The sequence below is a fragment of the Rhodococcus sp. NPDC006774 genome, from assembly GCF_040636045.1.
Taxonomy (GTDB): Bacteria; Actinomycetota; Actinomycetes; order Mycobacteriales; family Mycobacteriaceae; genus Rhodococcoides.
This window is the reverse complement of record NZ_JBEYIW010000008.1, coordinates 1-21,057: the sequence shown is the minus strand read 5'-3', so window position 1 is coordinate 21,057 and position 21,057 is coordinate 1. Positions and strand designations below refer to the sequence as shown.

General features: G+C 64.4%; 20 protein-coding genes. 13 read left to right on the top strand and 7 right to left on the bottom strand.

The window, feature by feature from the left end; translation table 11 throughout:
- Nucleotides 1-7: 7 nt before the first annotated feature.
- A complete protein-coding gene (gene zapE, locus ABZ677_RS14175) occupies nucleotides 8-1,021 on the bottom strand; it encodes a cell division protein ZapE (RefSeq protein ID WP_037189441.1) in 1,014 nt (337 codons plus the stop codon).
- Nucleotides 1,022-1,055: 34 nt separating this feature from the next.
- Between zapE and ABZ677_RS14170 the strand changes: the two genes are divergently transcribed.
- The 4 genes from ABZ677_RS14170 (at nucleotide 1,056) to msrB (ending at nucleotide 5,211) form a co-directional block, all read left to right on the top strand.
- The gene (locus ABZ677_RS14170) at nucleotides 1,056-1,844 is read left to right on the top strand and encodes a pyrimidine reductase family protein (RefSeq protein WP_358370328.1); all 789 of its coding nucleotides are present in this window, start codon (nucleotides 1,056-1,058) and stop codon (nucleotides 1,842-1,844) included.
- Between the two features lie 46 nt (nucleotides 1,845-1,890).
- Nucleotides 1,891-3,453: an alpha/beta fold hydrolase gene (locus ABZ677_RS14165; RefSeq protein WP_358370325.1), complete on the top strand. Its 1,563-nt coding sequence runs from the start codon at nucleotides 1,891-1,893 to the stop codon at nucleotides 3,451-3,453.
- A 63-nt stretch (nucleotides 3,454-3,516) separates the two neighbouring features.
- Nucleotides 3,517-4,755, top strand: coding sequence for a glycosyltransferase family 87 protein (locus ABZ677_RS14160; RefSeq protein ID WP_037189446.1), 1,239 nt, complete (start codon nucleotides 3,517-3,519; stop codon nucleotides 4,753-4,755).
- Between the two features lie 27 nt (nucleotides 4,756-4,782).
- Nucleotides 4,783-5,211, top strand: a complete 429-nt coding sequence (gene msrB, locus ABZ677_RS14155; RefSeq protein WP_358370322.1) for a peptide-methionine (R)-S-oxide reductase MsrB — start codon at nucleotides 4,783-4,785, stop codon at nucleotides 5,209-5,211.
- 38 nt (nucleotides 5,212-5,249) lie between these two features.
- Here the strand turns inward: msrB and ABZ677_RS14150 are convergent, their stop codons facing one another.
- Nucleotides 5,250-5,477, bottom strand: a complete 228-nt coding sequence (locus ABZ677_RS14150) for a DUF2188 domain-containing protein (RefSeq protein ID WP_358370319.1) — start codon at nucleotides 5,475-5,477, stop codon at nucleotides 5,250-5,252.
- Nucleotides 5,478-6,240: 763 nt separating this feature from the next.
- On the opposite strand from ABZ677_RS14150, the gene ABZ677_RS14145 reads away from it, so the two are divergent.
- From ABZ677_RS14145 to ABZ677_RS14135, 3 genes are all read left to right on the top strand, one after another.
- Nucleotides 6,241-6,762 carry a hypothetical protein gene (locus ABZ677_RS14145; RefSeq protein WP_358370316.1) on the top strand — a complete coding sequence of 174 codons (522 nt, stop codon included), beginning with the start codon at nucleotides 6,241-6,243 and terminating at the stop codon, nucleotides 6,760-6,762.
- 15 nt (nucleotides 6,763-6,777) lie between these two features.
- A complete protein-coding gene (locus ABZ677_RS14140; RefSeq protein WP_358370313.1) occupies nucleotides 6,778-7,305 on the top strand; it encodes a hypothetical protein in 528 nt (175 codons plus the stop codon).
- Nucleotides 7,306-7,436: 131 nt separating this feature from the next.
- Entirely contained in the window at nucleotides 7,437-7,895 is a 459-nt protein-coding gene (locus ABZ677_RS14135; RefSeq protein WP_045195371.1) for a MaoC family dehydratase, read from the top strand.
- Here the strand turns inward: ABZ677_RS14135 and ABZ677_RS14130 are convergent.
- The 5 genes from ABZ677_RS14130 to hemE are packed head-to-tail and all read right to left on the bottom strand — an operon-like array spanning nucleotide 7,873 to nucleotide 14,017.
- Nucleotides 7,873-10,194: a molybdopterin-dependent oxidoreductase gene (locus tag ABZ677_RS14130; RefSeq protein WP_358370311.1), complete on the bottom strand. Its 2,322-nt coding sequence runs from the start codon at nucleotides 10,192-10,194 to the stop codon at nucleotides 7,873-7,875. The genes ABZ677_RS14135 and ABZ677_RS14130 overlap by 23 nt on opposite strands.
- On the bottom strand, nucleotides 10,191-10,895 hold the full coding sequence (locus tag ABZ677_RS14125) for an HAD family hydrolase (protein WP_358370309.1): 705 nt from the start codon (nucleotides 10,893-10,895) through the stop codon (nucleotides 10,191-10,193). The genes ABZ677_RS14130 and ABZ677_RS14125 overlap by 4 nt, the downstream gene beginning before the upstream one ends.
- On the bottom strand, nucleotides 10,892-11,587 hold the full coding sequence (hemQ, locus tag ABZ677_RS14120; RefSeq protein ID WP_032397941.1) for a hydrogen peroxide-dependent heme synthase: 696 nt from the start codon (nucleotides 11,585-11,587) through the stop codon (nucleotides 10,892-10,894). The genes ABZ677_RS14125 and hemQ overlap by 4 nt, the downstream gene beginning before the upstream one ends.
- Nucleotides 11,588-11,591: 4 nt before the next feature.
- Nucleotides 11,592-12,947 carry a protoporphyrinogen oxidase gene (locus ABZ677_RS14115; protein WP_358370306.1) on the bottom strand — a complete coding sequence of 452 codons (1,356 nt, stop codon included), beginning with the start codon at nucleotides 12,945-12,947 and terminating at the stop codon, nucleotides 11,592-11,594.
- Nucleotides 12,944-14,017 carry a uroporphyrinogen decarboxylase gene (gene hemE, locus ABZ677_RS14110; RefSeq protein ID WP_358370607.1) on the bottom strand — a complete coding sequence of 358 codons (1,074 nt, stop codon included), beginning with the start codon at nucleotides 14,015-14,017 and terminating at the stop codon, nucleotides 12,944-12,946. The genes ABZ677_RS14115 and hemE overlap by 4 nt, the downstream gene beginning before the upstream one ends.
- A 125-nt stretch (nucleotides 14,018-14,142) precedes the next feature.
- Between hemE and ABZ677_RS14105 the strand changes: the two genes are divergently transcribed.
- From ABZ677_RS14105 to ABZ677_RS14080, 6 genes are all read left to right on the top strand, one after another.
- Nucleotides 14,143-14,742, top strand: coding sequence for a DUF3000 domain-containing protein (locus tag ABZ677_RS14105; RefSeq protein ID WP_037189453.1), 600 nt, complete (start codon nucleotides 14,143-14,145; stop codon nucleotides 14,740-14,742).
- A 40-nt stretch (nucleotides 14,743-14,782) separates the two neighbouring features.
- Nucleotides 14,783-16,078, top strand: a complete 1,296-nt coding sequence (locus ABZ677_RS14100; protein ID WP_358370303.1) for a ribonuclease D — start codon at nucleotides 14,783-14,785, stop codon at nucleotides 16,076-16,078.
- Nucleotides 16,079-16,150: 72 nt separating this feature from the next.
- Nucleotides 16,151-17,377, top strand: a complete 1,227-nt coding sequence (locus ABZ677_RS14095; RefSeq protein ID WP_358370300.1) for an acetyl-CoA C-acyltransferase — start codon at nucleotides 16,151-16,153, stop codon at nucleotides 17,375-17,377.
- On the top strand, nucleotides 17,374-19,479 hold the full coding sequence (locus ABZ677_RS14090; RefSeq protein WP_358370297.1) for a 3-hydroxyacyl-CoA dehydrogenase NAD-binding domain-containing protein: 2,106 nt from the start codon (nucleotides 17,374-17,376) through the stop codon (nucleotides 19,477-19,479). Before ABZ677_RS14095 ends, ABZ677_RS14090 begins: the two co-directional genes overlap by 4 nt.
- A 98-nt stretch (nucleotides 19,480-19,577) precedes the next feature.
- Nucleotides 19,578-20,438: an RNA polymerase sigma factor SigJ gene (sigJ, locus tag ABZ677_RS14085; protein ID WP_358370294.1), complete on the top strand. Its 861-nt coding sequence runs from the start codon at nucleotides 19,578-19,580 to the stop codon at nucleotides 20,436-20,438.
- A 94-nt stretch (nucleotides 20,439-20,532) separates the two neighbouring features.
- Nucleotides 20,533-20,967, top strand: a complete 435-nt coding sequence (locus ABZ677_RS14080; RefSeq protein WP_358370291.1) for an NAD(P)H-binding protein — start codon at nucleotides 20,533-20,535, stop codon at nucleotides 20,965-20,967.
- Nucleotides 20,968-21,057 lie beyond the last annotated feature (90 nt).

Below are 21,057 nucleotides of genomic sequence, written 5' to 3'. Positions count from 1 at the left end.
CGACAGCTCAGCCGACTGCGGCGAAACGGGACAACGCGAGCAGACGCGAGGTAGCGCGCAGGTACTTCTTGCGGTAGCCGCCGGCCAACATCTCCTCGGTGAAGATCTCGTCGAGCTTGCCGCCCGAGGCCGTCACCGGGATGCCCGCGTCGTACAGGCGGTCGGCGAGAACCACCAGGCGCAGGGCGATGGCCTGATCCGATGCCGGGTGCACGTTCTTGAGGAACACCGCAGGAATGCCGTCGAGCAACTTGCCGTAGCGCGAGGGGTGCAGAGTGCTCAGATGCGCCAGCAGCTCGTCGAAATCGTCCAAGGTTGCGCCCTCGACAGTATCGGCGCGGTCGATCAGCTCGGACTCGGACGTGGGCTCGGGAGCCGGGGGCAGATCGCGGTGGCGGTAGTCGGGGCCGTCGACCCGGATGGACTCGAAGATCGAACCGAGCTTCTTGATCTCCCGCATGAAGTCCTCGGCAGCGAAGCGACCCTCACCGAGCTGCCCGGGCAAGGTGTTCGAGGTCGCGACGATGGACACTCCGCGCTGCGAGAGCTCGGAGAGCAACCGCGAGACCAACATCGTGTCGCCGGGATCGTCCAGCTCGAACTCGTCGATGCACAACACGCTGTGGTTCGAGAGTTCTTCGAGTGCCTTGTTGAAGCCGAGGGCACCGACCACGTGGGTGAGCTCGACGAACGTGCCGAACGCCTTGGGTTCGGGAACGCTGTGGTAAATCGAGGCGAGCAAGTGGGTCTTGCCGACGCCGAAGCCACCGTCGAGGTACAGGCCTGCACCGATGGCCGGGGTCTTCTTGCCGAAAAGGCCGCGCTTGCCCTTGCCGCGGATCTTCTGCACCTTGTTCGCGAACTCCTCGGCCTTCGCGACCGCAGCAGCCTGCGTCGGCTCCTTGGGGTCGGGAATGTACGAGGCGAAACTGACGTCGTCGAACATCGCCGGCGGGACCATCTGCGCGATCAGCTGATCGGAGGGGACCACGGGATTTCGGTCGACAAGGCGTGCGGGCATTTGTCGAGCGTAACGACGTGGTCTGATCTCTCTCATGCAGCTTCTCCATATTGGGACCTACTTCACATCGGAGCAGGCAACCGAGTCCGTGCTCACCGTCGGATCGACACTCGACGACGATGCCGTCCGCGCCCTGCACGCGTACCCGGCCGACCTCGACCGACCGTGGATCCGCACGAACTTCGTCGCCAGCATCGACGGATCGGTCACCGCGAACGGTAAGTCGGCGGGCCTGGGAACCCCCGCGGATGCCCGACTGTTCGGCATTCTCCGAGAAATGTGCGACGCCGTCCTGGTCGGGGCCGGTACCGCGCGCGCCGAGAACTACGGCGGCGTCTCGCTGTCCGCCGAAGCAAAGGCACGGCGGGTGGCGGGCGGACTGGCACCGGTTCCGACGATCGTGGTGGTCACCGCCTCCGGGTCGATCGACGCAGATTCTCGATTGATCACCGACACCGACGTGCAGCCGGTGGTGCTGACCTCGGCGGCGGCGGACGGCTCGAAGGTGGCAGCGCTTCGTTCGGCGGGAGCGACGGTGCTCGAGGTCTCCGGCGAATCGGTGTCGACCGACGACATCGTTGCGACGCTGGGCGACCTCGGATTCCGTCGCATCCTGTGTGAGGGCGGACCAGGACTGTTCGGGCAACTCGTCTCCGACGGGGCGGCGGACGATCTGTGTCTGACGATCTCGCCGACGCTGGTCGCCGGAGAGGCGGGCCGTATCGCCCATGCATCCGACGCGTCCGACGCGCCCATGCACCGGGCACACGTCCTGGGAGATGCGGACGGAACGCTACTCACGCGCTGGGTGCGTCAGCGATGAGCAGCGCGCGGACCGCCGTCGATCGAAAAGTCGATAGCCTCGCACGGTGACGCAGAAACGAACGTTGCTCGCCGCGGTCCTCGTCCTCGCCACGATGTGCGCGGCCTGCGGTGCCGGCCCGTCGATCCGACCCGACGTCGCGGTGGAACAACGCTCCCCCGGTGCGCCCGCCGAGTCCTCGGCAGACGCGCCACCGGAACCGGTCGCACTCGCCGTTCCGACCACCGATCTCGCCTGGGCCGACTGCACCGCAGCAACACTCGGGACCTTCGGGCTCACCTCCACCACCCCCGGCCTGACACTCGAATGCGCAGAATACGAAGCCGACGTGGATGCGAGTGGGCAGATGTTCGGCACCTTCGCCGTCGGGGCGCTGCGAGCGCGGCTCGACAGAACGCCAGCCGATGCAGGACCGCTGGTGTTCACGTCCGGTTCGGATCGGTCCTCGATTGCCACGTTGGCCACGATGGCCGCCGGGCCGCTCGCGACGCTGCTCGAGGCTCATCCCATCGTCGCGGTGGATCGACGCGGAATCGGCCGATCCACTGCTGTGGACTGCATCGACGACGTCACCGGACCCGCCGTCGACGCGCTGGGGCAGTTCACCAGATCCGATGCCGACACGGTCGACCGCGCTGTCGACGCCGGTCGTGACGCCACGATCGAGTGCACCGACACGTTGCAACCGCAGGAGCTCGCGTTCGGAACCACCTACGCGGCGGACGATCTGGACCGTCTGCGGCAACTGTGGGGTGTGGAACAGATCGGCCTGATCGGATCGGGCAACGGCGCGCTCACCGCGCTGGCGTACGCGGCGAAGTTCCCGGCCGCCATCTCGCGCTTGATCCTCGATTCGCCGACCGGTGTCGGCACCGATCAGATCACGTTGGCCGAGCAGCGCACGCAGGGCAAGGAAGCGGCCTTCAGAGCGTTCGCGCAGCGATGCGTCGCGCTGAACTGCTCCCTCGGCAGCGATCCGACGGCCGCCGTCGCCGAGCTGCTCCGACGCGCCGCCGGCGGCGAGTTCTCACCGCTGTCCACCCACGAGATTCTCGACGGCATCACCTTCGCCCTGGCATCGACAGCAGGCGACGCCTCGTCTCGGGCCACGGGACTCTCCACAACCCTGTCCTCGGCTGCCGATTCCGACACCACCGCGCTGGCGGCCCTCGCCGAACGCGGCCGAAACGCCTACAGCACCGACGGTCAGTTCGTGTCTCGGTGCACGGACGGGCAGCAGTGGCCGTCGCCGCAGGGCGTTCGCGACCTGTCGTCGCAGTGGAACGACCGCTACCCGATCTACGGCACCGACGCCGCTCTGACGGCGCTGCTGTGCTCGTCGTGGCCGACGGCTCCGTCCACACCGCTGCCCACTTCCCTGGAGGTTCCGGTGTTGGTCCTGTCCAATGCAGGCGATCCGATCGTGGGCAACGGCGGTCTGTCCTCGGTCACGGGGTTGGTCGGGGCGACCGGTGCAGGCGTCGCGTCGGCCGCGTGGCAGGGCAGCGGGCATCCGAGCCTCGGCGGATCGCAGTGTCTGCAGAGCGCTGCGGTGAACTACGCACGCGACACCGCACTTCCGACCGACGGCACCGTCTGCCCCGCCTGAGTCGGGCACCCATCGCGGGGTGTCCTTCGCCGGTGCGGTCCCCGCCTCGGGTACCGTTCCCGGGTGTCACTTAGCTTTCTGGAGCCGCGGTCAGGGCGGACGACCGCCGAGGTAATCAAGTACGCCCTGTGGCCGATCGCCATCATGACCGTCATCCAGCGGGTGGTGATCAAGGCGGTCAACGGAGACATCACCAACGATTTCAACCCGGTGTACAGCGCCGCCCTGGCATTCCTCAACCGCCAGCCGGTGTACACGGCGAATTTCGACTCGGTCGATCCGCACTACCTGTATCAGCCGAGCGCGACGATGCTGCTTTCCCCCATTGCCGTCATCGATCCCGAGCGATCCCGCTGGCTGTTCATCATCGCCAGCACGATCGCGATATTGCTGGCGCTGTACATCCTGTTGCGCATCTTCGGATTCCGCTTGGATTCGGTTGCAGCCCCCGCACTCCTGCTGGCCGCCTTCGTCAGCGAAACGGTGACCAACACCTTGGTGTTCACCAACTTCAACGGCTTCGTGCTTCTCGGAGAGGTCGCTTTCCTCGGATTCCTCCTCCAGCGCAAGGACCTGTCGGCCGGCGTTGCCATGGGTCTGACTCTGGCGATCAAGCCCATGCTTGCGCCGCTGCTGCTGCTTCCCCTGATGACGCGTCAGTGGAAGGTGTTCATCACCTCGATCGCGATCCCCGTGGTCATGATGGCCATCGCCTGGCCGCTGTCGGTGGACCCGATGAACTTCATCGACAGGACGCTGCCGTATCTGCTGCAGACTCGCGACTACTTCAACAGTGCTGTCGTGGGTAACGGGCGCTACTACGGTGTTCCCGAACTGCTCACTCTCGGCATCCGCGCGGTCCTGGGAATCATGGTTCTGATCTCGCTGTGGCTGCTCTACCGGTACTGCCGCGAGGACCGACTGTTCTTCTTCGCGACCACCTCGGGCTTGATCCTCACCGCGCATTGGCTATTGGGCTCGCTCGGCCAGATGTACTACTCGATGATGCTGTTCCCGCTGCTCATGACCGTCGTGTTGAAGAATTCGCTGCTGCGAAACTGGCCTGCCTGGCTCGCGATCTACGGGTTCATGAACTACGACCGATGGCTCTCGGGGCGATGGATCGAAACCGGGCGCGCGCTGGACTATCTCCGCACCACGTTCGGCTGGGCCCTGCTGATCGTCGTCATCTTCGGCGTGCTCGTCGGACGCTGGTTCGCCGCCCGAAGCGAAGGGCGACTCGACGACGGAATCGAACCGAGCTACCTGTTGCCGAGCGCTCCACCAGCGAAAACGGCATAGCCCGACAAATCGTATTAGCGTGTAAGCATGAGTTCAGCTACCGACAAAAACTCCGCCCCGGCCGTCCAGCTCACCGACGCGCAGTGGCGCGAGAAGCTGACCCCCGAGGAATACGCGGTGCTCCGCCAGGCAGGCACCGAACGTCCCGGCGTAGGCGAATACACCGATACCACCACCGAAGGCATCTACGAATGCCGCGCCTGCGGAGCCGAACTGTTCCGCAGCACCGAGAAGTTCGAATCGCACTGCGGCTGGCCGTCCTTCTTCGACCCGGCCGACAGCGACGCCGTCATCCTGAAGGAAGACACCACACTGGGAATGCGCCGCGTCGAGGTCGTCTGCCGCACCTGCCACAGTCACCTCGGGCACGTCTTCGAGGGCGAGGGCTACCCCACCCCGACCGATCAGCGGTACTGCATCAACTCGATTTCTCTAGTTTTACACCCAACCAAATAGACAGAAATGCCCCGGTCACGTGGACCGGGGCACTCTGTTTAACCGGGGATGTTCCTCGGGTCTCGACCTGGATCGACCGTATCCTTTGCTCGGATCCGACCATCACGACCCTGAATCGAAACCTCGCCACCGCCTGCGTTGGCTACTATCTCCTTCGCTCGTGCGATAGCTTCCCGCTGCGTGTCGGTATGAGCGCTTGCACGCTTACCGCCACCGTTGACGTCCCATCCTCCATTTGAGCCGGGACTCACGATCCGGTCCGCCATGGCTACTGCCCCCGCTTCACGGTGACAGTCTGGGAGACGCGCACCGTGCGCACCACCTTCACGGGTTTGACTCTTACCTGAACACGAACTCGCCTCGAAGGCACGATTCGTCTCCTAACGGCAGGAGATTCACTTCAATGAGATTTCTTACAGAATTGGGCAAGAAACTTGCGAAACAGGTAGCCTCGCAGTTGCATCCCTGCAAGTTTGCAACCAGTCAGCCCCGGCTCGGCAACCCCGAGTTTCGGGGCTCTCTGTGTTTCTCCTCCTGCCAGTACAGACCCTACGCGCTGGTACCGACAGAACATTGGTGATGTCGGAGGTGGCTATTCAAGTTTCGAGCGGAATTGGTAGACAGCACTTCGCCTTTTGCCTGCTCAACCTGCCTGATTTGGTAGACGCACAGCCATTGTTACGATCATGTTAAATCCATTCTGGTCGACCAAATGTTCGGAAAGTGCCGTAAACCCTCCTAGTCCGCCTAAATACGGCCTAAGCATCCAACTGGATGCCAACGGCCAAGATTGGGACTTAATCAAGCAGTGGACACTACAGAGCCAAAGCTGAGGGGAACATTAGCGAAGTGACCGAACTGTTATCTCCAGACCTCGCAACCTGCCACGGCCTGCCGCACCCTGCGGTTGACGCAGTTAGCTCACTGCTGTATCTGCGCCTAGTAACTGGATAGGCTCGCCACTGCACCGGGTGTACCAACCACATGGGCATGTGCCAGATGGGCACTCGGTGGACCTAAGATTCGGACATGAACTGGTCCCTGCTGCTCTCCGGTCTCGCTCTGTGCGTCTCTCTCGGTACCGTGATCTACGTACAACGACGTACTGACAGGCGAGAATTAACCAAGTGGCGTAGAGACACCCTGATGCAAACCACAGCGAACCTCCTACAAGCGGTCAGCGACATCGAGGATTGTCATCGAAAGTATCTACTCTCCGAAGACCCAAACGAAACCTATCAACGTCCTTACCGCAATGAAGAACTCAAAACGGCTATAGACCGATTGATCATGTGTATTCATATTTATGAAATATGCGAATGCGACGAGTTATCTTCGATCGCTGATGGATACCGGCAACGAGAAATCTCAGATATGGTTCAGGTTGCAATGATGGAAAGCCACCAAGAAATGTATAATCCGGACTTATTCTTGAAAGACAAAGCCGACTTGTTTGATCAGATAAAATCAGACGGAGAAAGAACCGATATCAAGTCTGCACTTCAAAAAGCAATTGGTCTGAAAAACGAAAATCATATAAGCAAGTCTTGAAAGAGAATCCGTAACATGATGCGAGCGCAGGTGGAACAGTTCGTCTACAACGCCCCCGATCCTTGGTGGACTGTAGGTACAGGTCTAGGTGGTGCCGCCGTTGCCGCGATTATCGCCGTAGCGGGGTGGATTTATCTTCACCGGCAAAGCAAATCCCGTGACTTGTTGAATTGGCAAAGAACTACTGTTGCGGAATCCGTTATAGAGATGCTGCTACTCTCGCAAACTAGATTCGATACAATCAAAGATTTTGACGATGATCGTAAAGAATGGATCAACCAGATTCGCAAGCTGGAAACCCAGTATCATATTCTGAATCTGAGCCTACCCCGTGAGAGCGCTGTCCGAAACGCCGCGAATGACCTTCTCGATGAGCACAAGGTAAGCTTTCACACCTTTACGACGGACCCAAAACTTCCAAATGCTCGGAACAGACAACAACTCAATAACACGTCTTACATGCGCCTTGTAGATCTGGACAAGTTGCACAGAGGACTAAGAAACGAAACCTACAAATTCTTAGACATCGACAATATTTCCTAGTAGGTATCGCTGTATCGATCCGAGTATCCACTACTGATAACTGTCTCCACTACCGGCGTCCAAGCCACACCTGATGATTCTCTGGCTCAAGCCTGCATCCTGATCGGCACTGCTTCGTCCATACTGTGAGCATGCGCACTTTCACCTCACCAGAGCAGATCAAAGCGGCCGTCGGCGAAGACCTCGGCACCAGTGACTGGCTGCAGATCACCCAAGAACGGGTGAACACCTTCGCCGACGCCACCGGCGATCATCAGTGGATCCACGTCGACGTCGAGCGGGCGAAGAAGGAAAGCCCGTTCGGCGCACCCATCGCCCACGGATTTCTGAGCCTGTCCCTGGTGTCGATGCTCAACTGGCAGATCTACACCATCGAGAACACCAAGCTCGGAATCAACTACGGCTCCAACAAGGTTCGCTTCATCAACCCGGTGAAGGTCGGTGCCCACGTGCGCCTGCAGACCACCCTCGTCTCCGTCGAAGAGGTATCCGGCGGGGCACTGCAGATGGTGACGGCGGGAACGTTGCAGATCGAGGGCGAGGACAAGCCGGCGCTGGTCGCCGAAATCATCTCTCGCGTCGTGTTCTGACCTCGGATCGAACAGGTGGATCGAACGCTGTGATCGGCGGCAACGGCTCGTCGTAGCGTTCGATCTCCACCAACACGTGCTGGCCGGTGCAGCCGCGCGCAAGCGCCGACGAGCCCTCGTCCGCGGTGAGCACATTCACGCTGCCGTGTACGCACATCGAATCGGGATCCGCCGGATCGAGCGGGTCGTACCAGGCTCCGGTGGACAACTGCACGACCGATTCCAGCATCGCGTCGTCGAGAACCACACCGGCCAGACACGAACCGCGGTCGTTGAACACCCGTACGACGTCGCCGTCCGACACTCCCCTGACCCCGGCCGCCGACGGGTGCATTCGTATCGGCTCGCGGCCCTGAACCTTCGAGTTACGGCTCACCGCACCGTGATCGAGCTGACTGTGCAGCCTGGTGCGTGGCTGATTGGCGATCAGGTGCAACGGGAACTGCCGGGCTCGCGGTCCACCGAGCCATTCCTGCGGCTCGAACCACATCGGATGCCCACGGCAGTCCTCGTAGTCGAACCCCGCCACCGTCGACGAGAAGATTTCGATCTTGCCGCTCGGGGTGCGCAGCGCGTTGCCCACCGGGTCGCGTCGAAAGTCCTCGAAGAACGTCAGATCATCCTCGGTCTTCATCCGAAACGAGCCCGCACGCACGAAATCGTCGTATTCGGGAGTATCGACGCCCCCGGCGCGTAGATATCCGCGCCACTGCTCGTACAGGTGCTCGACCCACTGCTGCGAGCTACGCCCCTCGGTGAACTGCTCGCCCACACCGAGTTTCGTCGCCAGCTCGGCGAACGTGTCGTAGTCGTCGCGGGAATCGGCGAACCGCGCGGCGGCCGGGGCCATCGCGACGAGCAAGGGATCGTTGCGCGTGCAGCTCAGATCCGACCTCTCCAACGATGTGGTCGACGGGACGACGATGTCGGCGTGCTTGGCCATCGGTGTCCAGTACGGGTCGTGCACCACGACGGTGTCGGTTCTCCCGAGAGCGCGACGTAGCCGCCCCAGATCCTGGTGGTGGTGGAAAGGATTCCCGCCGGCCCAGTAGACGATCTTGATATCGGGATAGGTCAATCGTCTACCGTCGTAGTCGAATTCACCACCGGGATTCAGAAGCATGTCCGAGACAGCAGCGACCGGAATCAGATCGGGAACGGGATTGATTCCCTGGGGCAGAGTCGGCAACGGATACGGCACCGGGGCCAGGCCCGGCTCGTTCATCGACCCGTAACCGTGCCCGAATCCGCCACCAGGAACGCCGATCCCACCGAGCATCGACGCCAACGTGACGCCCATCCACGGAGCCTGCTCGCCGTGTCGCGTCCGCTGCAGTGACCAGGTGACCGTCACCATCGTGCGTTTCGACGCCATCTCGCGGGCCAGATCCGCGATCTCCGCGGCGTCGATGCCGCAGATCGCCGAGGCCCACTGCGGGGTCTTGGGTGTGCCGTCCGTGATGCCGAGCAGATATCGCTCGAACTCCGGATAGCCCTGGCAGTACGTGTCGAGAAATGCTGTGTCGTGCAGCTTTTCGTCGGCGAGCACGTATGCGAGCGCCAGCATCATCGCGACGTCGGTACCGGGCCGCGGAGCGATCCAGCGCGCGTCGCCGTTCATATCGCTGCGAAGCGGACTCACGGTGACGATCTGCCCACCGCGGGCGCGCATCGCGTCGAGCGAATCCACGGTGGGGTGGTCCGACGTACCGCCGTGATTGATGCCGGTGTTCTTCACCGGAACTCCGCCGAACGCCACCAACAATTCGGTGTGTGCGGCGATCACGTTCCAGGAGGTGGAGCGCGAGAACATCTTCCAATGCGCACCGAGGACGTGCGGCATGATGACGCCGGTCGCACCCAGTGAGTAGCTGTGCACCGATCGCGTGTAACCGCCGATGCAGTTGAGAAAGCGATGCACCTGACTCTGCGCGTGATGGAAGCGTCCGGCACTCGCCCACCCGTACGACCCGCCGTACACGGCGTTGTTGCCGAATGTGTCGATCACTCTGCGTAGTTCGTTGGACAGCAGGTCGGTCAACTCGTCCCACGAGACCTCGACGAACTCGTCGCTGCCACGCTTGTCGGTCGGCCCCGGCCCGTGCTCGAGCCAGCCCTTGCGCACCGCCGGTGCGGTGACGCGGGATCGATGGGTCACCGACCCGACGAGGTTGCCCAACACCGGGGAGGGATTGCTGTCCGTCACCTGGGGCTGAATCGCGGTGACATCGTGCCCGTCCGACTCGGCACGAAACATGCCCCAGTGGCCCATGTGTTGAACGCCGGCCACCCCGGTCATCGAATTCCGAACTCGCGCAATGCCTTCAGTAGCGCATCGGGCCGCTGCGTCGTCGGCACCGGATCGACGAGAGCGAAGCTGCATCCGATCTCTCGAGCGGCACCGTCGGCCTCGGCGCTGTCGCCCACCATCAGTGTCACCGAGGGATCGACTCCCAAGGCCGCTACCGCGTGCCGGAAGATCTCGGGCTGCGGTTTGACGTGACCCACCTCGAACGAGAGCACGAATTCGTCGACGAATCTGTCGAGACCGCGATCGACGAAGGCAGGACGGATGTCGAACGCGATGTTGCTCAATACACCGGTCCGAATCGATTTCCCCGCAAGCATTTTCAGAGCCGGCTCGGTATCCGGGTACGGCGTCCAGGAATCCGCATCGATCACGCGACCGTAGACGGATTCTGCGTGCGCCGGATCGGTGACACCGGACTGCGCGAGCACATGCAGATAGGCCTGCCGGTGCAGGGCCGGATCGAGATCTCGGTTCCGCCAAGCATGACGCGTCGCGTCGTCGAACTCGACCGTCTCCCCCACCGGTGCCGTCATGCGTCGCATCAGTTCCGCGGCTCCGGCACCGTCGACGGGGGTGCCATCGGCATCGTGAATCCCGTCGAACCAGGAGGGGTGCTCCTCGAGCCTGAACAGCGTGCCCGAGAAGTCGAACAGGACGGCCTCGATCGCGGGTGTGTCCGTCGTCGTCACGGCAGAGATTCGACGAGCGCGTCCACCTCGACCCGAGGGCCGGTGAAGAACGGGGTCTCCTCGCGCACGTGACGCCTCGCCTCGGTGGCCCGCAGGTCACGCATCAGGTCCACGATGCGATCGAGTTCGGGAGCCTCGAAGGCGAGGATCCACTCGTAGTCGCCGAGTGCGAACGACGGCACGGTGTTCGCGCGCACGTCCTTGTAGTCGCGTGCGGCCTTGCCGTGGTCGGCGAGCATCGTGCGACGCTCGTCGTCGGGCAGCAGGTACCAATCGATCGAGCGGACGAACGGGTAGACGCAGATGTACGCGCCCGGATCCTCACCGGCGATGAAGGCCGGAACGTGGCTCTTGTTGAATTCGGCCGGGCGGTGCAACGCGGTGTTGCTCCACACCGGAGTACTCGCCTTGCCCAGCGCGGTGGTGCGACGGAAATCGGAGTACGTCGCCTGGAGATCCTCGATGCGCTCGGCGTGCGTCCACACCATGAAGTCGGCGTCGGCGCGCATACCGGCGATGTCGTAGACCCCTCGCACTGCGACACCCTTGTCTTCACGACCTTCGAAGAACACCTTCGCTTCCTTGGCAGCCGCGGCCCGATCCTCGCCGAGAACGCCGGGCGTGACCTTGTAGACCGAGAACATCAAGTAGCGAAGAGTCGAGTTGAGCGCTGAGTAATCGAGGCGTGCCATGGCCCTATCGTGCCACTTCGATCAGACGGGCGGCAGCGGTGGTGGCGGACGCAATACACGCGGGCACTCCGACGCCGCGCTGCCAGGCCCCGGTTACCTCGAGGCCGGGTAGGTCGGCGACTCCGGCCTCGATGGCGGCGACGCGATCGAGGTGCCCCGGGGCGTACTGCGGCAGACCTCCCGGCCAGCGCTGCACGGTCGCGGCGAGCGGCTGCGCATCGATGTTCGCCACCGCCGCGAGGTCCGCGCGTGCCGTCTCGATCGACTCCGCGTCGGATCGGTCCGATGCCGTGGTGTCACCGAAGCGGCCGAGCGAGGCCCGCAGCAGTACCGCGTCACGCTCCTCCAGGTGCGGCCACTTACGACTCGACAACGTGAATGCCTTGACGTCCAGGCCCGCGTCCGTGGCCACCAGGATTCCCGAGTTCTGCGGCAGTTCGGTGGTCTTGGGGAACGCGAGCGCGACGACGACCGAGGACGCGAGTTCGATATCCCGCGCGGCCTGCGCCGCCGCGGGTGCCACCTCGGCGATGAGGCGACCGAGAATCGGCGCGGGGACCGCCAGTACCACGCCGTCGACGAGTCCGACGCCCTCGACGAACCACCCGCCGGCGTCGCTGCGAATCTCACCGACGCCTGCTCCGACGACCGTGTGGGCATCGGCCGCAGCGACGAGAGCATCGAGCAGCACCGCATAACCGTCGCGCAGTCCGCCGAAGACCGGTCCCGGCGACGGAGTGGGCAGTGCTGCCAGCACTGCCTCGGTCAGGTTCGCCGCTCCGCCGTCCAACGCGGCAGCCAACGTGGGCAGAGCCGCACGGACGCCGATGGAGCTCGCCGAGCCGGAATACACGCCGCCGAGCAGCGGGTCCACCGAACGGCTCACGACCTGGGAGCCGAACCTGGTGCCCACGAGATCGGCCACACTCACGTCCGAACCCGCGGTCCAGGCGAAGGGCCGCGCGGTCTCGGTCTCGATGAGGCGCAGGTCTTCACCGTCCACCAGATCCCGTACCGAATCGGCCGAGGACGGTATCCCCATCAAGGTGCCGAGCGGGAGGGGATGCGTCCGACCGCCGGAGTAGACCAGTGGACGCGCCGACGACGGGTGCACCAGTTGATCCGACAGGCCGAGCTCGGCGAGCAGAGCCGGCACTTCCGGACGACGACCGATGAATGCCTCCGCACCGACGTCCAACGAGTCCGTTCCGACTGCCGAGGTGCGCAGCGTGCCACCGATGCGCGACGAGGCCTCGACGAGAGTGATCTCCGCATCCGGTCCGCAGGACTGTCGAAGGCGATACGCCGCGACGAGGCCGGAGATTCCGCCGCCGACCACGGCGTACCGCCGCACCGTCACAACGAATGCACCAGCGAGACCACCCGGGTCAGAATCTCGGGATCGGTATCGGGGAGCACTCCGTGTCCGAGGTTGAACACATGTCCGCGCGCACCGGCCGCCACCGCGCGGTCCGCTTCGGCGGCGATGCGGCGAACTTCGGCCTCGACGGCATCCCAGCCGGCGAACAGCACCGCGGGATCGAGATTTCCTTGCAGCACCTTGCCGCCGCCGACCCGGTGCACGGCGTCGTCGAGCGGAATACGCCAGTCGACACCGACCACGTCGGCACCGGCCTCACCCATCGCCCCGAGCAGTTCTCCGGTTCCGACACCGAAATGGATCTTGGGTACACCGGCCGAGGACACGGCGTCGAACACTCGCGTCGAGTGCGGCAGCACGTACTCGCGGTAGTCGGCGAGGGACAGCGCACCCGCCCAGGAGTCGAACACCTGCACTGCGTCGACGCCTGCGGCGAGCTGAGCCTGCAGGAAGGTGATCGTCGTGGTGGCCAGTGCGTCGAGCAGGGCATGCCAGGTCGCCGGATCGGACCGCATGAGCGCCTTGGTCTTCTCGTGATTGCGGCTCGGGCCACCCTCGACCAGATACGACGCGAGGGTGAACGGTGCGCCAGCGAAACCGATGAGCGGCGTACCGGCCAGTTCACGGGTGAGGATCCGCACCGCATCGGCCACCGGCTCCACCTGATCGGCGGTCAGGATCGGCAGTGCGGCGACATCGGCAGCCGACCGCACCGGCTGCGCGACGACCGGTCCGGTACCTGCGACGATGTCGAGATCGATACCGGCGGCCTTGAGCGGAACGACGATGTCCGAGAACAGGATTGCCGCGTCCACGTCGTGCCGACGAACAGGCTGGAGGGTGATCTCGGCCACGAGGTCGGGCCGGAAGCAGGAATCCAACATGCCGATGCCGGCGCGAATCTTGCGGTACTCGGGCAGCGACCTACCGGCCTGGCGCATGAACCACACCGGCCGACGCGAGGGAGCTCTACCTGCGATCGCGGCCAGGAACGGCGCGTCCGGGAGTTCTCGACGGGCGGGGGCTGTGGCGTGCAGTTCGGCGTTCATCGCCTTCCATGCTGCCACGCGGGAGAAAAGCTCCTGCCACCAAGGGCGACACACCCACTTCGGTTCCATCACGGCTCGGCGCGCCTCCGCCTGAGCGCAACGTGACGCGTCTAACGTCCGGTGACGTGACCGAATCCCAATCCACCGCCGAACCTGCGCCGTTCCGCGCCGCCATCGACGCGATGCATCGGGCTCAGGTACACCCGGCGATCGAAATCGGTCCGATCCGGCCGCCGCAGCGTCTCGCCCCCTACAGCTATGCGATCGGGGCCGAGGTCAAGCATCCCGATTCCGACCAGGTCGACGAACAGAGTGACGGTGACGCCTTCGGCCGCCTGATCCTGCTGTACGACCCCGACGGTGCCGAGGCATGGAACGGCACCCTTCGACTGGTCGCGTACATCCAGGCGGACGTCGACGAATCCCTCGCCGACGATCCCCTGCTACCCGAGGTCGGGTGGAGTTGGCTGGTCGACGCGCTGGAGTCACGGTCCGAGCCGCTCAACGCACTCGGCGGCACTGTCACCTCGACCAGTTCGGTGCGCTACGGCGACATCGCCGGGCCGCCCAAGGCCCACCAGCTCGAACTGCGCGCCTCGTGGACGGCCACGTCCGAGGACCTCTCGACGCACGTCGAAGCGTTCTGTGAGGTGCTCGCCTACGCGGCCGGTTTGCCTCCCGCGGGCATCACCACCCTCGGTCAGCGCAGTTCCAGCCGGACATAGTGGGCGGCCCTTCCACCCGTAGGGCTTAGAGTCACTGTCCATGTCAGCCGAGAGTTCCCCCGACACCACGTCGGACGACGCCACGTCGGACGCGCCGGTCAACGAGCCGGTCGCCGTTCCGTTGCTCGCCCCGGCTGACGGTGTACCCGATGTCGTCGACACACCGGATGCCGTCCTCGTGGCCGCGAAGCTCCTCGCAGCGGGCCACGGGCCTCTCGCCGTCGACGCCGAACGCGCGTCGGGCTTTCGGTACTCCCAGCGTGCCTACCTTCTGCAGTTCCGTCGGCGTGGCGCAGGGACCGTTCTGCTCGATCCGATCCCCGTCACCGGCGACCTCGCTCCACTCGCCGAGGTGATCAACCCGCTCGAATGGGTGTTGCACTCCGCCGATCAGGACCTACCCGGGCTCGCCGAACTCGGCCTGGTACCCGCGACGCTCTACGACACCGAACTCGCAGGCCGCCTCGCCGGATTCGACCGAGTGGGGCTAGGAGCCATCGTCGAACGCACTCTCGGCCTTGCCCTGCAGAAGGGCCACGGAGCTGCCGACTGGTCCACCCGTCCCCTACCCGACACCTGGCTCAACTACGCCGCACTCGACGTCGAAGTTCTGCTCGAACTGCGTGACGCAATGGCCGCGGAGCTCGAACAGCAGGGTAAAACGGAGTGGGCAGCACAGGAATTCGCCCACATCCTCACTCTCGGACCGCCCAAACCCAAGACCGACAGATGGCGTCGGACATCGGGGATCCATGCGATCAAATCTCCCCGCACCCTCGCTGCCGTCCGCGAATTGTGGGTCACCCGAGACGAATTGGCGGCCAAGCGTGATGTGGCACCGAGCCGGGTGTTGCCCGACTCGGCGATCGTCGCAGCCGCAACGGCGGACCCGAAGTCCTCGCGGGAGCTCGAGCAACTGCCGGTCTTCGGCGGTCCGCGTCAGCGCAGATCGTCCCGACTGTGGGCCTCCGCCCTGACCCGTGCGCGAGCGCTTCCGACGTCCGAACTGCCCTCGATGGCAGCGTCTTTCGACGGTCCGCCCCCGGTCAATCGGTGGGCTCGACGCGATCCCGATGCCGCTGCGCGACTCGCCGACGTACGGGCCGCGATGACCGAGCTCAGCGAATCGGTTGCAGTGCCGGTCGAGAATCTGTTGATGCCGGATCTGCTGCGCCGCCTGGTGTGGGATTGGCAGAATCCGGCCGATCCCGACGTCGACCCGGCCGAGGTGATCGAGGCCCGACTGGCCGACGGCGGGGCCCGACCCTGGCAGCGGACACTGGTGGTGCCGGTACTGACGAAGGCACTGCACCCTTCCCAAGTTACCGACGGGTAATACCCGCTACAGTAGGGGTCGCGTCCGGGTACCCGGGCGAGTCGTCCGCATCTGTCGGGAGGATCGAAAAGCGTGTCTGTACCCGCGTCCACCAGCTCACAGAGGAATGTTGTCTTCGTCGACGGCATCCGTACCCCGTTCGGCAAAGCAGGCCCCAAGGGCATGTACGCCGACACTCGCGCAGACGACTTGGTCGTCAAGGCAATCCGCGAACTCCTTCGCAAGAACCCCAACCTCCCTCCCGAGCGCATCGACGAGGTCGCGATCGCCGCGACCACGCAGACCGGTGACCAGGGCCTGACCATCGGCCGTACGTCCGCACTGCTCGCCGGTCTCCCCCGCAGCGTCCCCGGATTCGCGATCGACCGCATGTGTGCAGGCGCAATGACCTCGGTCACCACCACCGGATCGGGCATCGGCTTCGGCCAGTACGACGTCGTGATCGCCGGTGGCGTCGAGCACATGGGCCGCCACCCGATGGGTGAAGGCGTCGACCCCAACCCGCGTTTCCTCGCCGACAAGCTCGTCGATCCCAGCGCACTGGTGATGGGTAATACCGCCGAGAATCTGCACGACCGGTTCCCGAGCATCACCAAGGACCGCACCGACGCGTACGCCGTCGCCAGCCAGAACAAGTACGACGCGGCCAAGAAGGCCGGCTTCATCGCCGACACTCTCGTGCCCGTCGCCACCAAGTCCGCCGCCGGGTGGGGCCTGGCCGCCGAGGACGAGCCGCCTCGCCCCGGCACCACCGTCGAAGACCTCGCCAAGCTCAAGACGCCGTTCCGTCCTGCCGGTCGCGTCACCGCAGGCAACGCTGCGGGACTCAACGACGGTGCCACCGCCGCGATCCTCGCCGGCGAGGACACCGCGCACGAACTCGGCCTGAACGTCGGCATGCGCATGGTCGGCTTCAGCTTCGCAGGCGTCGACCCGGCCGTCATGGGCATCGGCCCGGTGCCTGCCACCGAAAAGCTGCTCGGCCGAACCGGATTGAGCATCGAAGACATCGGCCTGTTCGAGATCAACGAGGCCTTCGCCATCCAGGTACTCGCCTTCCTCGAGCACTACGGCATCGCCGACGACGATCCCCGCGTCAACCAGTGGGGCGGCGCCATCGCGTGTGGCCACCCACTCGCATCCTCGGGCGTTCGCCTGATGACCCAGCTGAGCCGCCAGTTCGCTCAGCAGCCCGACGTCCGTTACGGCCTGACGACCATGTGCATCGGTCTCGGCATGGGCGGCACCGTCATCTGGGAGAACCCCAACCACTCTGACTACTCAGGAGCGAAGGCATGAGCGACATCACCACAGCGTTCACCGACGAGGTAGTCACGAACGCCTTCACCAAGATCGTGTCCGTTCCGGGGCTCGATGGCTCCATCGCCCTCGTCACGCTCGACAACGGCTTCGATCACACCAAGCCGTCGACCTTCGGACCCGGCGGACTGGCCAAGTTCGACGCCGCACTGGACGAGGCCTTCGCAGCGAACCCGGTGGCCATCGCCGTCACCGGCAAACCGTTCATCTTCGCCGTCGGTGCCGACCTCAACGGTGTGCCGAACATCGAGACCAAGGACGAGGCGCTGCAGATCGGGCAACTCGGCCACAAGGTCTTCCGTCGCCTGCGCGAAAGCACGATTCCGACGTTCGCCTTCATCAACGGTGCCGCACTCGGTGGTGGCCTCGAGGTGGGACTGCACTCGCACTACCGGACCGTCGCGGAGAACGCTGCTGCGCTCGGCCTGCCCGAGGCCTTCCTCGGCCTGATACCGGGATGGGGCGGAACTCAGTTGCTGCCCAACATCATCGGAGCATCCAATGCGGTGACCGTCGTGATCGAGAACGCACTGAACCAGAACCGTGTCCTCAAGCCGCAGCAGGCACTCGACCTCGGCATCGCCGACGCTCTCTTCGGCGGAGCCGACTTCCTCGAGCAGTCCCTCGCGTGGGCCGCTCAGGTGATCAAGGGTGAGATCACCCCGGCCCGTCCGGAGATCGACCGCGGGCAGGCCTGGGACGACGCCATCGCCCGTGCCAAGGGCATCGTCGCGGGCAAGACCAACAACTTCGCACCCGGCCCCGTCGCCGCCGTCGAACTGCTCGAGCTCGCCAAGAACACCGACATCACCGACTCCGCCTCTCTCGACACGGCCTTCGCTGCCGAGGACGAGGCCCTGTCGACGCTGTTGGTCAAGGACGAATTGCGTGCTGGGCTGTACGCTTTCGATCTGGTTCAGAAGCGCGCGAAGCGGCCTGCCGGTGCACCCGACAAGTCTCTCGCCCGCAAGATCTCCGGTGTCGGCATTGTCGGTGCCGGTCTGATGGCCAGCCAGCTCGCGTTGCTGTTCGTGCGGCAGCTCAAGGTGCCGGTGATCCTCACCGACATCGATCAGGAGCGCATCGACAAGGGTGTCGGCTACGTCCACGGCGAGATCGACAAGCTGCTCGGCAAGAAGCGCCTGTCCCCCGATGCCGCAAATCGGTTGAAGGCGTTGGTGTCCGGCTCGATCGACAAGTCCGCATTCGCGAACACCGACTTCGTCATCGAGGCCGTGTTCGAGAACCTCGACGTCAAGAAGAAGGTGTTCGCCGAGGTCGAGGAATTCGTCTCTGCCGAAACGATTCTCGCGACCAACACCTCCTCGTTGTCGATCACGAAGATGGCGGCCGATCTGAAGCACCCCGAGCGGGTTGTCGGCTTCCACTTCTTCAACCCCGTGGCCGTTCTTCCGCTGCTCGAGGTCGTCAAGGGCGAGAAGACCGACGACGCCACTCTCGCAACAGCTTTCGCGACGGCGAAGACACTGAAGAAGTCGGCCGTGTTGTCGGCGGATCTCCCCGGATTCGTCTTCAACCGTCTCGTCACCCGCGCGTCGAACGAGATCATCAGCGCGATCGACGAGGGCACCCCGTTCGAGGTCGCCGACGGCGCAGTGGGCGAACTCGGCATGCCGATGAGTCCGCTGACACTGCTGGCACTCGTCGGACCGGCCGTCGCTCTGCACACCGCGGAGACGCTTGCCGAGGCGTACCCGGATCGATTCAAGGACTCCCCCGGATTCCGTGCACTCGTCGAGGCGAAGAAACCGGGTGTGTGGACCTACGGCCCCGAGGGCCAGGTCGTCGACCCCGAGGTGGCCGCACTGTGGCCGCAAGGTGATTCGCCGTCGACCGCCGAGCAGGTGCTCGAACGCACCCGCAACGCGATCGCCGACGAGATCAAGATCATGCTCGACGAGGGCGTCGTGGCAGCAGCCGAGGACATCGACCTCTGCCTGCTGCTCGGCGGCGGCTTCGGCTTCTGGAACGGCGGCATCACCCCGTACCTGGACCGCAGCGGGGCCTCCGAGGCCGCAACCGGTCAGCGCTTCCTCGCTCCGGGCGTAGCCAGCGTCTAGCATTGCCCCGCCGAGTTCGAGGTTGTGGACGGAATTCTCCGGATTTTCGTCCATCACCTCGAACTCGGCATCGTTGTGTCGCGATAAGGTCTGACGCCATGAACGAGGAACGCGGTCGGCTGATCGGTATCGCCTATCGCACGCTTGGTTCCTACTGCGACGCCGAAGACGCTGCGTCCGAGGCTCTCGTTCGGTGGTACCGACTCACCGACGCCGAACGCGACGCCGTCGACGTCCCTGCTGCGTGGCTCACCCGGGTGGTCGGCCGCATCTGCCTCGACCTGCTCGGATCGGCCCGCGTCCGCCGCGAAAAGTACGTCGGCCAATGGTTGCCGGAACCCGTCTGCGGCCTGCACTCGGTGAACTCGACGGCCGCCGACCCGGCTGATCGAGTCGCACAACAGGATTCGGTGACTCTCGCCTTGCTCGTCGTTCTCGAATCGCTCGGTCCTGCGCAGCGAGTCGCATTCGTGCTGCACGATGCCTTCGCCGTTCCGTTCGACGACATCGCGGCCGTGCTCGACCGCTCCCCTGCCGCATGCCGCCAGCTCGCGTCTGCCGCCCGAAAACACGTGCACGGCCGCCATCTCACCTCTGCCGACCCCCTCGAGCACGATCGCGTCGTGCGCGCCTTCGCGATGGCCTCGGGAGACGGAGACCTTGCGACGCTCGTCTCGTTGCTCGCCCCCGATGTCACCCTGATCAGCGACGGAGGCGGGCAGGTCTCGGCGGCCCGCAACCCTGTTGTGGGCTCCGACCGAGTCGCTCGTTTCGTTCGCGGCATCACCGCCAAGTCCACGGACCTCAGTTGGTCCATCGAGGCCGTCAACAGCCTGTCCGGCATCGTGATCCGACGCGGCGGAGAGGTGTTCGGCGTCATCGGGTTCGACACAGCGGACGGGGTGGTGGCCGACATCTGGATCGTGCTCAATCCGGACAAACTCCGACATTGGCCCTGACACTCGCCATACATTCGGCACGGCTGTGTCGTCAGAGAGTGGAGGGCCGCGCCGTGCGGTCCGCATCAGCTCTCGAGAATCAGGTGGATACGCGATGAAGCTAGCCGTAGCCGGTGGAACCGGAACCGTCGGAGTGCATGTCGTCGAGGTCGCCCGTCAACGCGGACACGAGGTGGTCGTTCTGTCGCGATCTGCGGGTGTGGATCTCGTCAGCGGGTCGGGTCTGTCCGACGCCCTGGCCGGAGTCGACGCGGTGGTCGACGTCGCGTCGACGCAGACGATCTCGGCGAAGGAGTCGATGTCGTTCTTCGCCGCTGTCACGCGAAACCTGCTGACGGCAGAGGGCGCGGCCGGTGTCGGCCATCACGTGGCGCTGTCGATCGTGGGGATAGACAGGGCTCCACACTCGTACTACGCCGGAAAGGTCGAGCAGGAGAGAATCATTCGAGCCGGCACAGTGCCGTGGACAATTCTTCGAGCCACCCAGTTCCACGAGTTCGCCGGCCAGATTCGCGCACACGATCAGTAGTGCCCCATAGAGTGGTGTAACTCGGTGGCCGAGATCGTCTGCGATTCCGTGTTGTGCACGGGTGTAGAGCGGCCACCGTGTGATCCTTCG